This is a genomic window from Tabrizicola sp. (genome assembly GCF_041911175.1).
Classification (GTDB): domain Bacteria; phylum Pseudomonadota; class Alphaproteobacteria; order Rhodobacterales; family Rhodobacteraceae; genus Tabrizicola.
Map to the genome: position 1 here is coordinate 1 of NZ_JAYRPN010000080.1, position 12,887 is coordinate 12,887.

The window sequence follows — 12,887 nt, forward strand, 5'->3', positions numbered from 1 at the left end:
CCGAGCTGCGCGCGGCGCTGGTGGCTCCGTCGGGGACGGGCGAGGCGATGCTGGCGCTGGCCGACCGGATGGCGCAGGGGGTGGTTCTGCCCGGCACGCCCGCCGATGCGCCGCAGCGCGTGACCGGGGCGGCCAGGCTGCGGGCCGGGCAGATCCAGGCGGCGCTGACCCAGCTTTCCATCCTGTCGGGCGGCAATGGCCACCTGGCGCTGCAACTGGCGCAGGCCAGCCGGACCGACGTGATCGACCTGATCTCGGGCACGGCCACCCTGGCCGATCTGGACGGGGCCGAGGGTGCGCACCAGACGCGCGCCGGCGCCTGGCATCTGTCGCGCCCGCTGGTGGTCTGGCCGGGCGCGGCGCTGGTCCTGTCGCCGGGTGAGCTGCTGGAGCTGGACACCGCCGCCGGGGCCTTTCTCCTGAGCTTCGGCGATGTGACGGTGACCGGGGCCACCCTGCGCGGCGATGCGGGCCGGAACGCGCGGATTCCCGACTTCCGGCCATTCCTGCTGGTCACCGGGCAGGGAACGCTCCGGGCCGAGCGATCCACTTTCGCCGATCTCGGCTTTCGCGGCCCGGTGGCGTTTCGCGGCGTCTCGGTCCTGACCTCGGGGCTGATGCGGCCCGGGGCGCCGGTGGTGGTGACGGGCAGCCGGTTCGAACGGGTGTTCAGCTTCAGCCTGGAAGGCGCGGACGGGGCGATCCTGACGCGCAACCGGCTGGCCGGGTCGGGGGCGGCGGCGATCTCGGTCAAGGGCGGGTCGAAGCTTCTGCTGGGCGGCAACCGGGTCATCGCGCCCGAGAAGGGCGCAGGCCTGCGCCTGTCGGGGGCGCTGCGCGAGGTCGCGCTCTTGGGCAACCTGGTCGCCGGAGGCGGGCGCAACGGGCTGCAGATCGACGGCGCGACGCGCGGGCTGGTCCTGCGCGGCAATGTCCTGACCGGCAATGCCGGGGCGGGCGTCACGATCCGCAACGCGGCTTGCCTGTCGGTGCAGGGCAACATCATCGCCGGGAATGGAACCGCCGGGCTGCGGCTGTCGCGCAGCGGGCTGGCCCGCATCGCCGACAACGCGTTGCTTTCGAACGGCGGGGCGGGGATCGAGGTCGACGGGCAGGCCGGACTGGGGCCGGTGCTTCTGTCGGGCAACCTTTTCGCCGACAACCGCGAGGGCCTGAGCGCCGCCGGCCTGGGCGAGGTCCGGCTGGCGGGCAACGACCTGTCGGACCAGTTGCCCCGGCAGTTCGCCGGCGATTTCGTGCCCTGGCTTGCCCCCTATCTGACCGCCGGGGCCGACCTGGTCATTCCGGCGGCTGTCGCCGGCATTCCTTCCGCTTCAGACCCCTGCCAGACGGAGTAGGCCGATGGTGTTCTCTTCGGAAACCTTCCTGTTCCTGTTCCTGCCGCTGTTCCTGGCGCTGTATTACCTGACGCCGTTCCGTTTCCGCTCGGCGCTGATCCTGGCCGGGTCCTACCTGTTCTACGGCTGGTGGCGCTTCGATTTCCTGGCGCTGCTGATCCTGACGACGATCTGGACCTATGGCATCGGGCATCTCGTCGCCGCCCATCCCGGAACCCGCCCGGCGCGGGTCTGGTGCGGGGTCGGCGTGGCGGGATGCCTTGCGGTGCTGGGGGTGTTCAAGTACCTGAATTTCTTCATCGACAGTTTCGCGGCCCTGTTCGGCACTACGGCGGCGGGACTTGATATCCACTGGCGGCTCATCCTGCCGATCGGCGTGTCGTTCTACGTCTTCCACTGCATCAGCTATCTGGTCGATGTCTACCGCAAGGACGCGAGGCCGCCGCGCAGCTTCTTCGACTTCGCGGCCTTCATCGCGCTCTTCCCGCAGCTTGTCTCCGGGCCGATCCTGCGCTTCAAGGACCTGGCGCACCAGTTCGAGCACCGGACACACAGCCCGCAGCTCTTCGCCGACGGCATGGCGCGCTTTGCCGTCGGCCTGGGCAAGAAGGTGCTGATCGCGGATTCGATCGCGCCGCTGGCCGACCTCGCCTTTGCCACGCCCGACCCCTCGGCGCCCTTGGCCTGGGCGGGGGCGGTGGCCTACATGCTGCAGCTCTACTTCGACTTCTCGGGCTACAGCGACATGGCGATGGGGCTGGGCCTGATGATGGGGTTCCGCTTCCGCGAGAATTTCGACACGCCCTATATCTCGGCCTCGATCACCGAGTTCTGGCGGCGCTGGCACATCAGCCTGTCGGTGTGGCTGCGCGACTATCTGTACATCCCGCTGGGCGGCAACCGGATCAGCGGCAGGCGGACCTATGTGAACCTGCTGACCGTCATGGTGCTGGGCGGTCTCTGGCACGGGGCGAACTGGACTTTCGTCCTCTGGGGCATCTGGCACGGCGGCTGGCTTGCGGCCGAACGCGGGCTGGGATGGGCGATGCGGCCCCGCACCGCCGGTCGGGTCGCGGCGACGCTGATCGTCGTGCTGGTCGGCTGGGTGGTGTTCCGCGCCGCCACGGTACCGCAGGCGTTGGGGTTCTATGCCGGTCTGCTGGGCCTGAACGGGCTGGCGCTGGCACCGGAGCTGGCGGTGCAGATCACCCGCGAGAGCCTGGCCGTGCTGGTGCTTGGCATCACCGTCGCTGCCGCCGAGCCGCTGCTGATCCGGGCGGTGAAAGAGCGCTACTACGTCCCCTCGGGACCTGCGGGCACGCTGGCGGTCAGCGACACGCTGGTTCCGGCGCTGGCGACCGCGGTCATCTTCGCGCTGTCGGTGATGCGGCTGGCCGAGCAGAGCTTTTCCCCCTTCCTCTACTTCCAGTTCTAGGAGGCGAGATGCAGATCATCCTGAGTTCGGCGCGCTTCGTCCTTCCGGTGGTGTTCTTCGGCTATGCCGCCGTGGTGAACCTGGGCTACGCGCGCTTTCCCGGGCCGGAAGAGATGCCGCGCGACATCTCGGCCCTGCGCGGCGCGCTGACGGCAGAGGTCGACAGCACCTATCGCCAGTCGCTGCCGCATCGCGGTCCGGCCATCGGCATGATCGGCGCGCTGCGCTACCTGGCCCTCGGCGAGGGGCGCAAGGGCGTGGTGGCGGGTCGCGACGGCTGGCTGTTCACCGCCGAGGAGATCCGCCCCGTGCCCGAGACGCTGGCCCGGCCGCTGGACCGTATCGCCGCGGTGCGCGACCGGCTGGCGGCGGTGGGGGCAAGGCTGGTGATCGTGCCGGTGCCGGGCAAGCTTGACGTCCAGATGAGCCACGGCGACCCGGAAAGCGCCGCCCGGATCGCGGGGCTTTACGATCGCTTCCTTCAGGGCCTCGGCCAGCGCGGGGTGGCGGTGCTGGACGCCCGCGCCGTGCTGCGCCGACAGGCGGCGACCGGCAACGCCTTCTTCCGCACCGACACGCACTGGACCCCCGCCGGAGCCGAGGCGGTGGCGCGGGCCCTTGCCGCGTCGGGCCTTGTGCCGGTCGGGACGACGGCCTTTGCGGTGACGACGGTCGCGGTCGACCGCTTCACCGGCGACCTCGTCTCTTTCGTGACCAGTGACGGGCTGGCACCGCTTCTGGGCCTGCCGCCGGAAATCGCGACGCCCTACACGGCGACGGCGGAGACCGGACCCGCAGGTGACATCTTCGCCGGGGCCGATGCCGGGGCGACCCTTCTGATCGGCACCTCCTATTCCGCGAACCCGGCCTGGAGCTTCGCCGAGGCGCTGAAGCTGGCGCTGCGGCACGACGTGCTGAACCTGGCGGTGGAAGGCCAGGGCCCGGCGCGGCCGATGCTGGACTACCTGGCCTCGGACGAGGTCCGCGATGCTCCGCCCGCGCTGGTGATCTGGGAATTCCCGGTCCGCTACCTGACCGACCCGACGATCTGGGGCGACGCAGGCCCGGAGCAGGGCGGTGCGTAGCGGGTGTGCGCATATGACGGTGCTTGTCGCCGTGCTGGCGGCCTTTCCTGCCGTGGCGGATGCGGTGCTGCCTGCCGCGATTGCCGGCGACCCCTGGCTGAAGGACCTGCGCAAGTCGATGCTGCGCGGGCGCGACCTGTCGGACAGACTGTTGCAAAGCCTGGCCGATGCGGGCGAGGGGCTGGCCGCCGCCCGCTATGCCAGGCGTCTGGAGGCGCGCGAGGGCACCGACTATCTGGACGACGCGGCGCACTACTATTCCATCGCCGTCTACATGGGCCGGGATTTTGCCGTCCCCCGGCTGATCGCCATCCTGAAGCGGCCCGAGGCCGACTTCTCGCCCTCGCGGTTGCGCAACCTGCGGGCCGTGCTGGAGCGGGCGGCGCGGAAGGGCGACCCTGGGGCGGCGGCGGGGCTGGCCGACCTGCTGATGCGGGGGAAGCCCTTCGGGACCGACATTCCCGAGGCCCGGATGCTGCGGCTGGCGGCGGCGGAGGCGGGCGATCCGAAGGCCGCTCTGGCGCTGGCGCTGGACCTGATCCAGGGCGCGGACGGCCTGCCGCCGGACCCCGAGGCCGCAGGGCACGCGCTGGACCTTGCGCTGGCCAGCCCCGATCCCGGCGTGCAGGCGATGGCGCTGACCCTGCGCCGCCAGTTGCAGCGGGACGGTGCCCTGCCGGCCCCTTCCGCAGAACCGCCCCGCCCTCGCCTGCGCCCCGCGCCACCGGAAGGAGCCGCCCCATGATCCGCCCCGCGCTTTGCGCCCTGCTTCTCGCCAGCAGCCCAGCCCAGGCCGAACCTTCGGCCTTTGGCTGCACCAACACCGAATTCGCCCCCTCGCCCAGCATCGAGGGGCGGGACGGCGTCTTCTACCGCGTGCAGTCGGATCTGCGCCTGCAACATCCGATGAGCGACATCGTGGTGGACCAGCTCGCCAGGCTGGCCCGGGTTCTGGCCGGTCAGGGCACCACGCTAGTCTATGTGAACGTCCCGACGAAGGGGCAGGCGATGCCCGGCTTCCTGCCGCCCGAAGCTGCGGCCTACGGCTATGACGAGGCGATGATGCAGGCGAATTACCGGGACGTGGTGACCCGCCTGAACGCCGCCGGAGTGGCCGCGCCGGACCTGATGACGGCCATGCTGCAGGCCGGTCCGAACGAGATGGTGTTCTTCCGGTCCGACTTCCACTGGACGCCCATCGGCGCGCGGCTTGCGGCGGAAGCCATCGGCAGGACGATCCGCGCGCTTCCCGCCTATGACGGGGTGACGCCCGCGCGCTTCACCTCGCAGGAGGCCGGACCGGAAACCGCCTTCTCGGGCCTCCGGCGCGAGTTGCAGACCTTCTGCAAGGAAACCCTGCCGCCCGTCGAGGCGCGGACCTGGATCACCACACGTGCCACAAAGGCGGATGCGCCCGCCGCCGCCGGGCAGGACGGCGCGCTGGACATTTTCGGCCAGGGCGATGGCGGCGCCAGCCTGGTTCTGGTCGGAACCTCGTTTTCCGACAGCACCATCAACAACTTCGCCGGGTTCCTGTCGGAATTCACCGGGATCGAGACGACCAACTATTCGATCACCGGCGGCAACCAGTTCGGGGCGATGACCTCTTACCTCACCTCGCGTGAGTTCGCCGAGCACCGCCCGACCTTCCTGATCTGGGAGAACCCGATCTACAACAGCCTGGCGCAGTTCGGCCCGATGCCGATGGACGAGCTGATCGCCGCCGCCGGGCCGCCCTGCGACATTCCGACCGGGGCCTCGGCAGCCGATGGAATGCTGACGGCAGCGTTCCCGCCGGGGGCGCTGAAGGCGGGTGACAGCCTGCTGTTCGACCACGGCGGCGAGGGGGCGCGGGTGGCCAGCGTCACGCTCGAGGGTGCGGGCGGCCTGCACCGCAGCATCCGCATCGAACGCAGCGACCGGCTGCGCGCCACCGGCCGCTTCTACCTGAACCTTGCGCCGTTCTGGCGGCCCGACCTGACCAGGGTCTCCGTCAGCTTCGATCGCCCCCTGACGGAGGCGAGTTCCCTGACCCTTTGCCCAACCCCGAAAGGAGACGCGTCATGACACGCCTTCCCGCAACCCTGTCCGTCCTCGTCCTTGCCGCTGCCGCCTCGGCCGTCGTCGCCCAGGACGCCAGCCTTTACGAAGACGTGGCCAACCCCGATGCAAGCTTTGTCCGGGTGGTCGACGCCAGCAGCCCGGTGGCGGTGATCCAGTCGGTCAGCTTTGACAGCATCGAGGCCGGGGTAACGCCCTATGTCGTGATCGACGGTGCGAGCGAGGTGAAGATCACTTCGGGCGAGACGACGGCGACCGAGCCGGTCCAGCCGGCGACCTTCTATTCCTTCGTGGTGGGGGCGGACGGCACTTCGGCGCTAGTGGTCGACAAGATCACCCGCAATCCGGCGCAGGCCGATGTCACCTTCTACAACCTCTCCGACATTGCCAGCGCCGATCTTTACGTCCCGCAGGCCAAGGCGATGGCGATCGAGGGGGTGAAGCCCAGCGACGGGGGCGCGGTGGCGTTGAAGGCCCCGCTGACGCTGGACTTCGAGATCCGCGATGGCGCGACGGTGGTGGCCAAGGTCGCCGCAGTCGCGCTGAAGCGGCGTGAGGGCGTGGCCATCGTGCTGAGCGGATCGGGCGGCAGCTACACCGCCACCGCCACCGCCAATGCCCTGGCCCGATAGGCCGTCGTCGGAAGGGTCCGCCCATGCTGCGCCTGATCATGACCAGCCTCTTGCTGCTTGCCCCGCTTCCCGTGGCGGCGCGGACGGTGGACCTGCTGTTCGAGCCGCCCGCGCTTGATGCCAGGGCGGTCTGCGACCCGCGCCTTGGCGACGAGGCGCTGGCGGCGAAATGGCAGGATGCCCGCCCGGAGGCGCTGCCGGAACAGGACACGGCGCTGATCAAGCGCGACTTCCGCCGCCTGGTCGAGCTGGACCCCGACCGCTGGTTCGACCTGATCGCCAGCGTCGAGGCACAGTTCCAGACGCTCGACCCGGACTATTCCGACGTGAACATGGCTCTGGACCGGATCGAGCTTCTGCTTGCCGCCGGTCGGCTGGCGGAATTGCAGAAGGAAGGCCTGGTCGCCCGGCTGGCGAAGATGGACCTGTCGCAAACCCCGCGCGCGCAGAACCTGCTGGCGGGCTACCTGACGCGGGGCGTGGGCATCGCCCGGGACGAGAAGAAAGGCGAGGCGCTGTTGCTGCAGGCGGCCTTCGGCGGCAATGCCGATGCGATCCTGGCCCTGGTCGAGCGCGACGTGGCGGGCCGTCCGGTCGAGGGCTGGACGGTTCCGCCCGACCTGGGCGTGACGATGGCCTTCGGGGCGCTGGTCGGCAAGCTTGACCCGCTGATCTGCGACCGGGTCAACCGGATCGCGCGGGAATACATGGGCGGGCAGATCGTGACGCGCAACCCGGCGCTGGCCGAACGCTGGTTCCGCTTCTCGGCCGACCTGGGCGACCCCGTCTCGGCCTGGAAGGTGGCCGAGATGCACCTGCGTGCCGAGGACATCGCCAAGGACAATGCGGTGCTGCTGCATTACCTGGGGGCGGCCTCGCAGGCGGGGCTGGCCTATGCGCAGGTGGTGCTGGCCCGTCTTGAGGCGGATGGCGCGCTTCTGCCGCGCGACCTGGCGGCGGCGGATGCCACGCTTCAGGCGGCGGGCCGGTCCTCGCCCGCCGCGGCGGCCAGCCATGTGCTGTTCCTGCAGGCGCAGTCCCGGCGCGACCCGACCTGGACACCGGCCTATGTCAAGGCGCTGACCGCGCTGGCGGGGCGGAGCGATGCCCCAGCCTGGGCGCTGATCGCGATGGCGGACCAGGTCCTGCAGGCCAAGGGTCGCTGGGCGGGCGAGGCCGAGGCGCAGGAGCTTCTGGACCGCGCCGTCGCGCTGGGAGAGGTCTCGGCGCTGGAGAAGACCGCGCCGATGAAACTGCGCCGGGCGCAGAGTGCCGACGAATTCTACGCGGTGATGGACCAGTTGATGACGGTGGTCGCCTCGGCGGGCGAGGTCGATCCGATGCTGGAGCTGACCAGCGCCTATATCTGCCGGGCGCCTGACGCGCCGCAGGTGGCCGAGGCGGACTATTGGGTCGGCGTGGCGAAAAGCACCTCGACGCTGGCGGTCGACTACACGCCGCAGGCGCTGGCGGTACTTGCCGCCACGCCCGACCCGATTGCCGAGGCCGAGATCCAGACCCAGGCCCTGACCGGCCGGGTGACGGCGATCGCGCAGTACATCTACCTTCTGGAACGGCGCGGCGCACCGCAGGCGACCCTGGATTTCTGGGATCGCTATGCCCGACGCTTTCCCGGCGTGACCACGGCGCGGGCCAACCTGGCGCTGGACGCAGCCCGCAGCCCGACCGAGCGCAAGGCGGCGCTGGACCTCTTCCGGCAGGCCATCGCCCGGGGCGAGGCTTCGGCGGGAACCCAGTTCGCCGAGGCGCTGCTGGACGAGGCCCATGTCACGCCCGAGAGCCAGGCCGAGGCGCTGCGCATCCTGTTGCCGCTGGCCGATCTGGGCGTGGGCGATGCGATGGCAATGCTGCCGCAGGCCGATCCGGGCCAGTTCCCCGACCTTGCCGCCGTCCAGGCGCGCTTTGCGCAGGTGATCGCGGATCGCGGCGATTTCGACGCCCTCTTGTTGGCGCTGCCGCTGATCAAGGACCGCACGACCTATGCGGACTACGTCTCGCGCGCCACGGCGATCACCGGCTGCACCTTCGACGAGGCGCTGCGGCTTGCCGATGCCGTGGGGCGGGCCGGGGACCGGGCGCTGTTCGAACGCTGGCTGCGAATCGCCGACTATCTGGCGCGGGGCGACGGCTCGGAGCTGGCCGATCTGGCCGATGTCTTCAGCCGCTATGCCACCGACGCCGACCAGCCGCGCATCCTGGCCTATTACCAGGCCGCCCGTGCTGCCGGCAGCCGGGTGGCGATTCATCGGCTGCTGAACCTCTATTCCCGCCGGACCTCGCCGCAGTATGACCCGGCACTGTCGGCGGCGCTGTTTGTCGATCTGGTCGGGGCCAGCGCGCCCGAGGACCTGCCCGCGGCCCTGAACCGTCTGCGCAAGGCGACGCCGGAAATCCGCGCCATCGCCTACCGCAGCATCGACGAGTCGGCACTGTTCCTGACGGCGGCCAAGTCGGGCAATCCGGTGGCGATGCGGGAATATGCGCTGATCCTGCGCAGCCACGCGGCCAGCCCGGCCGAAGTGCTGGACTCGACCGACTGGCTGCGCAAGGCGGCCCAGGCGGGCGAACCCGCGGCGATGGTCGACCTGGCCGAGGCGCTGGTCTTCGGCATCGGCACCCCGCCCTCGCGCGATGAGGCACTGGACTGGCTGGCGAAGGCGGCGGACCTTGGCAGCGACGATGCCGCGCAGCGGTTGCGCAGCCTGAAACTGTCGGCGGAGGCGGGGCAATGATCGGTTTCCGTCTGGCGCTTGGCGCCCTGCTGCTGGCGTCCCCAACCCTGGCCGAGGAGACGCCGCCGCCCTGCCCGTCCGACACGATGCCGGTGGTGACGCTGGGCTTCGGCAGCCGCTATGCCGCGAACAGCGCCAACCGCAGCGAGTTCGACGAAGAAAGCGACAAGGCGGTCACCGCCGCGCTGAAGCCGATCGACGATTTCATCGCCGACCTGGCCCGGCAGGCCAACCTCATGAACGATCCTTCGACCGACCCGGAGCTTGCCACCAAGGCTGCCGCCTGCGTCGAGGAAAGCCTTCTTGCCTGGGCACGGGCCGGTGCTCTGAGCGATCTGACCACGCAGGGGGCGAACCTGTCGGCCCCCTCGCGCGTGGGGGGGATCGCCTTCGCCTATGCCGCCCTGCGCGCGCACCAGCCGGAGGCCGGGGGCAACCCGGAAATCGAGGCCTGGCTTCTGGACCGCGCGCGGCAGACCATCGCCTTCTTCGACACCGAGGCCCCGCCCAAGGCCGCGCAGAACAACCTGCGGGCCTGGGCCGGGCTGGCGGTGGCGCGTATCGGTCTCACGCTGGAGGACCCGGTGCTGATCGACTGGGCGGAGACCTCGGTCCGGCTGGTGGCCTGCGCCGCCGAACCCGACGGCAGCCTGCCCTACGAGATGTGGCGCGGTCGGCTGGCGCTGCACTACCAGCTTCATGCGGTGGCCCCGCTGGTCACGACCGCCGCCCTGCTTTCAGACGCGCGCCCGGGCCTGTTCGCGGCTTGCGACAAGGCCATCCCCCGGGCGGTGGGCTTCACGCTCGCCGCCTTGCAGGACCCGTCCCCGGTCGTGGCGATCACCGGAAAGAAACAGACGGTCGGGGGCAGGGATCGTCCGCCCCGCGATTTCGAGCTGGCCTGGGCTGCAGCCTACCTGCGGTTCAACCCGTCGCCAGACCTGGCAAAGCTGGTGGAGGGGATCAAGGTGCTGGGCAATTCCAAGCTTGGCGGTGACCAGCGGCTCTTGTGGCCCGCGCCCGCCGATCCCGCGCCAAGCGACGGATGAGTCAGCCCGCCGCAGCCCCTGACCATTCCGCCCCGGCAGCGCCAGTCGGGAAGCCGTCCGACAGCCGCTGGCCGGGCACCAGCGGGCGCAGCAGCGCTTCCAGCGCCGGGGCGGCGATGCGGCCTGACAGCCGGTCGGCGTAGCCATTGCACACCTGCCCGAAGCCCTGCGATTGTGGCGAAAGGCGCAGACCCGCGACCCCTGCTTCCGCCAGCGCCTCCACCCGATGCGCCATGCTGGCGGTGGACTGGCTGAGCGTCTGCACCCCGTTCACCGCCAGGAAGGGCTGGCCGTCCAGCGTTTCCACGTCGCGGCCGTCAAGGTCTTCGCCACAGACGAACTGGCAGCTGTCCTTCATCCGGTCATGCAGCCGCGCGTGGTAGCAGCGCCCCGAGATCGCCAGCGGCAGGCGGCCATGCCCCCAGACCTCGACCGGGACTCCCTCCTCGCGACCCACCCGCGCCAGCACGGCGATGGAGGCAAGCGTCAGCTCGGGCGGCAGGCAGACGCGGGTCGCCCCGCGCCGGATCAGCCAGCGCAGGGTGCCCTCGTTGTAGACGTTGACCAGCGGGCCGACCCAGAAGGGCTGGCCCTGCGGGACATGGGCAAGGGCGGAGAGGTCGTTCACCTCGACCGGCAGGCCCATCGCGGCAAGATCGGCGGTCAGCTTGCGTTCGCGCTTCAGCGTGATCAGCGCCAGCGAGGTGACGGCAACCTCTTTCCCTGCCGCCAGCAGGGTTTCGACCGCGCCGGGGATTTCGCCCTGCCAGAACGGCAGCCGCTTGGAACAGACAAGCTCGCCCAGCACGACGCGGGCAACCGGGGTGGTGGCAAGGTCGCGGTAGAAGGTGCGCACCGTCTCGGCGGGCCAGAAGAAGAAGTTGGGGCCGACGGTCAGGTCCATCGTCATCTCCAGGTTTTCGCATAGGCGCCGGCAGTGGCGGCCTGGCCCTCGGTCAGCCGGGCCAGCGCGCTTTCGGGAAGGGGGCGGCCTGCCGCCTGCGCCTCGACCGCGGCGCGGAAGGCGCGGACCACCTGCGCCACATAGGCGCGGCTGCGCTGCCGCCCCTCGATCTTCAGCGCGCGGACCCCGGCCTTGGCCAGCCTCGGGATCAGGTGGGTGGCATCCAGCGAGACCGGGTCCTCGAAGATATGCCCGGTCTGCGCGCCCGAGGTGAAGCAGCCCTTGCAGAGCGTGGGGTAAGGGGCGGGTGCCGATTTCGGCGTGCGGTGGATGGTGAAGCCCCCCAGCCGCGCGGCCAGGTCGCCGCCCTCCTCGGCATAGGCGACGTGGCTCGCGGGCGAACAGACGCCGTTCATGTTCGGCGACTGGCCGGTGGCGTAGGACGACAGCGAACAGCGCCCTTCCGCCATGACGCAGAGGCCGCCAAAGACGAAGACCTCGGTCTCCACCTCGATCTCGCGGTTGATGGCGGCGATTTCCTCGACCGTCAGCACGCGCGGCAGCACGACCCGGCGGACGCCGAAGGCCAGGGCGTAAAGGTTGATCGCATCCGGGTTGGCGGCGGCGGCCTGCACCGAGAGATGGCGGCGCAAATTGGGGTGGTACTCGGCGGCATGGGCCAGAAGCCCGATGTCGGCCAGGATCACCGCATCGGCGCGGGCCTGTTCGGCATTGGCCAGTGCCCGATGCCAGACGGGTTCCGCCCCGGCGCGGGGGAAGGTGTTGATCGCCACCAGCACCTTGGCGCCCCGGGCATGGGCGAACGCCACGCCCTCGGCCAGTTCCTCGGGCGAGAAGTTGAGCCCCGGAAAGTTCCGCGCATTGGTCTCATCGGCGAAGCCGCAATAGACCGCATGCGCCCCGGCCTCGACCGCGGCACGCAGGGCGGCGGGGGTCCCGGCGGGGCAGACGAGTTCCATCATGACAGGTCCCCCAGTTCCGCGCGGTGCAGCTGCAACCCGGTCGCGCGTTCCGCCCCGGCCAGCACCCGGCGCAGGGGGCTGGCAAGGGGACCGGCCAGTGCGGCCAGCTCTTCGGTCAGGTCCAGCTCGGCATCGTCCATCGCGTTGCGCAGCGCAAGGACGGCGGCGGTGTCGCCCTCGACCGTCAAATCGCGCGAGAAGAACAGCGCATCGCCATCCTCGGCCCCGTGCATCATGGCGAGGAAGGCCGAAAGCGGCCCGGCGATCCGCGCCTCATGCGCAGGCGGGCGGGCGCGGGGATGGGCGGTCATCGTGGCGGGACCGGGGTGCAACAGCAGGACCCAGGGCAGGTCGGTCGGGTCGATCAGGAAGCGGCTGGCGGCATGGTTGCCCAGACGGCGCAGCAGGGTCGGGTGGGCGGCGGCCAGGCGCCGGGTCAGGCGGCCGAGGAGCAGGTTCAGCGGCGGCAGGGGCAGCGGGCGGGCGGCAAGGCCAAGGGCGCGCGGCAGGCGCGGCAGGGTGGCGGGCATCGGGGATCCTCGATCGGTTGGCCCGTCATAGGCGAGGGGGGCGGCGCGGGGGTTGACCATAGTCAAGTCCGCCGCCCCGGCTTCGCGCTATCGCCCG

General features: G+C 70.7%; 11 protein-coding genes. 8 read left to right on the plus strand and 3 right to left on the minus strand.

Going from position 1 to position 12,887, the window contains the following annotated elements; genetic code table 11:
* The 8 genes from ACE3P6_RS11000 to ACE3P6_RS11035 form a co-directional block, all read left to right on the plus strand.
* On the plus strand, positions 1 to 1,358 hold a 1,358-nt coding region (locus ACE3P6_RS11000; RefSeq protein ID WP_374394837.1), incomplete at its 5' end, for a right-handed parallel beta-helix repeat-containing protein.
* A gap of 4 nt (positions 1,359 to 1,362) precedes the next feature.
* Positions 1,363 to 2,793, plus strand: coding sequence for an MBOAT family protein (locus tag ACE3P6_RS11005; protein WP_374394838.1), 1,431 nt, complete (start codon positions 1,363 to 1,365; stop codon positions 2,791 to 2,793).
* An 8-nt stretch (positions 2,794 to 2,801) separates the two neighbouring features.
* Positions 2,802 to 3,878, plus strand: coding sequence for a hypothetical protein (locus tag ACE3P6_RS11010; RefSeq protein ID WP_374394840.1), 1,077 nt, complete (start codon positions 2,802 to 2,804; stop codon positions 3,876 to 3,878).
* A 13-nt stretch (positions 3,879 to 3,891) separates the two neighbouring features.
* Positions 3,892 to 4,623 (plus strand): hypothetical protein, encoded by a 732-nt coding sequence (locus ACE3P6_RS11015; RefSeq protein WP_374394841.1) that lies wholly within the window; start codon positions 3,892 to 3,894, stop codon positions 4,621 to 4,623.
* The gene (locus ACE3P6_RS11020; protein ID WP_374394843.1) at positions 4,620 to 5,945 is read left to right on the plus strand and encodes an alginate O-acetyltransferase; all 1,326 of its coding nucleotides are present in this window, start codon (positions 4,620 to 4,622) and stop codon (positions 5,943 to 5,945) included. Before ACE3P6_RS11015 ends, ACE3P6_RS11020 begins: the two co-directional genes overlap by 4 nt.
* Positions 5,942 to 6,571, plus strand: a complete 630-nt coding sequence (locus ACE3P6_RS11025) for a hypothetical protein (RefSeq protein ID WP_374394845.1) — start codon at positions 5,942 to 5,944, stop codon at positions 6,569 to 6,571. The genes ACE3P6_RS11020 and ACE3P6_RS11025 overlap by 4 nt, the downstream gene beginning before the upstream one ends.
* Positions 6,572 to 6,594: 23 nt before the next feature.
* On the plus strand, positions 6,595 to 9,324 hold the full coding sequence (locus tag ACE3P6_RS11030) for a tetratricopeptide repeat protein (RefSeq protein WP_374394847.1): 2,730 nt from the start codon (positions 6,595 to 6,597) through the stop codon (positions 9,322 to 9,324).
* Positions 9,321 to 10,373: an alginate lyase family protein gene (locus ACE3P6_RS11035; RefSeq protein WP_374394850.1), complete on the plus strand. Its 1,053-nt coding sequence runs from the start codon at positions 9,321 to 9,323 to the stop codon at positions 10,371 to 10,373. The genes ACE3P6_RS11030 and ACE3P6_RS11035 overlap by 4 nt, the downstream gene beginning before the upstream one ends.
* Position 10,374: 1 nt before the next feature.
* Here the strand turns inward: ACE3P6_RS11035 and ACE3P6_RS11040 are convergent, their stop codons facing one another.
* From ACE3P6_RS11040 to ACE3P6_RS11050, 3 genes are read right to left on the minus strand one after another with little or no spacing between them, the layout of a single operon-like run.
* Positions 10,375 to 11,277, minus strand: a complete 903-nt coding sequence (locus tag ACE3P6_RS11040) for a U32 family peptidase (RefSeq protein ID WP_374394851.1) — start codon at positions 11,275 to 11,277, stop codon at positions 10,375 to 10,377.
* A 2-nt stretch (positions 11,278 to 11,279) separates the two neighbouring features.
* Entirely contained in the window at positions 11,280 to 12,257 is a 978-nt protein-coding gene (locus ACE3P6_RS11045) for a peptidase U32 family protein (protein ID WP_374394855.1), read from the minus strand.
* Entirely contained in the window at positions 12,257 to 12,790 is a 534-nt protein-coding gene (locus ACE3P6_RS11050) for an SCP2 domain-containing protein (RefSeq protein WP_374394853.1), read from the minus strand. The genes ACE3P6_RS11045 and ACE3P6_RS11050 overlap by 1 nt, the downstream gene beginning before the upstream one ends.
* Positions 12,791 to 12,887: the final 97 nt, after the last annotated feature.

Excerpts from the sequence above, each read along its gene's own strand:
- ACE3P6_RS11010 (WP_374394840.1), top strand. The coding sequence starts at position 2,802 with ATGCAGATCATCCTGAGTTCGGCGCGCTTCGTCCTTCCGGTGGTGTTC.
- ACE3P6_RS11035 (WP_374394850.1), top strand. The coding sequence starts at position 9,321 with ATGATCGGTTTCCGTCTGGCGCTTGGCGCCCTGCTGCTGGCGTCCCCA.
- ACE3P6_RS11045 (WP_374394855.1), bottom strand. The coding sequence starts at position 12,257 with ATGGAACTCGTCTGCCCCGCCGGGACCCCCGCCGCCCTGCGTGCCGCG.
- ACE3P6_RS11050 (WP_374394853.1), bottom strand. The coding sequence starts at position 12,790 with ATGCCCGCCACCCTGCCGCGCCTGCCGCGCGCCCTTGGCCTTGCCGCC.
- ACE3P6_RS11005 (WP_374394838.1), top strand. The coding sequence starts at position 1,363 with ATGGTGTTCTCTTCGGAAACCTTCCTGTTCCTGTTCCTGCCGCTGTTC.
- ACE3P6_RS11040 (WP_374394851.1), bottom strand. The coding sequence starts at position 11,277 with ATGGACCTGACCGTCGGCCCCAACTTCTTCTTCTGGCCCGCCGAGACG.
- ACE3P6_RS11020 (WP_374394843.1), top strand. The coding sequence starts at position 4,620 with ATGATCCGCCCCGCGCTTTGCGCCCTGCTTCTCGCCAGCAGCCCAGCC.
- ACE3P6_RS11015 (WP_374394841.1), top strand. The coding sequence starts at position 3,892 with ATGACGGTGCTTGTCGCCGTGCTGGCGGCCTTTCCTGCCGTGGCGGAT.
- ACE3P6_RS11025 (WP_374394845.1), top strand. The coding sequence starts at position 5,942 with ATGACACGCCTTCCCGCAACCCTGTCCGTCCTCGTCCTTGCCGCTGCC.
- ACE3P6_RS11030 (WP_374394847.1), top strand. The coding sequence starts at position 6,595 with ATGCTGCGCCTGATCATGACCAGCCTCTTGCTGCTTGCCCCGCTTCCC.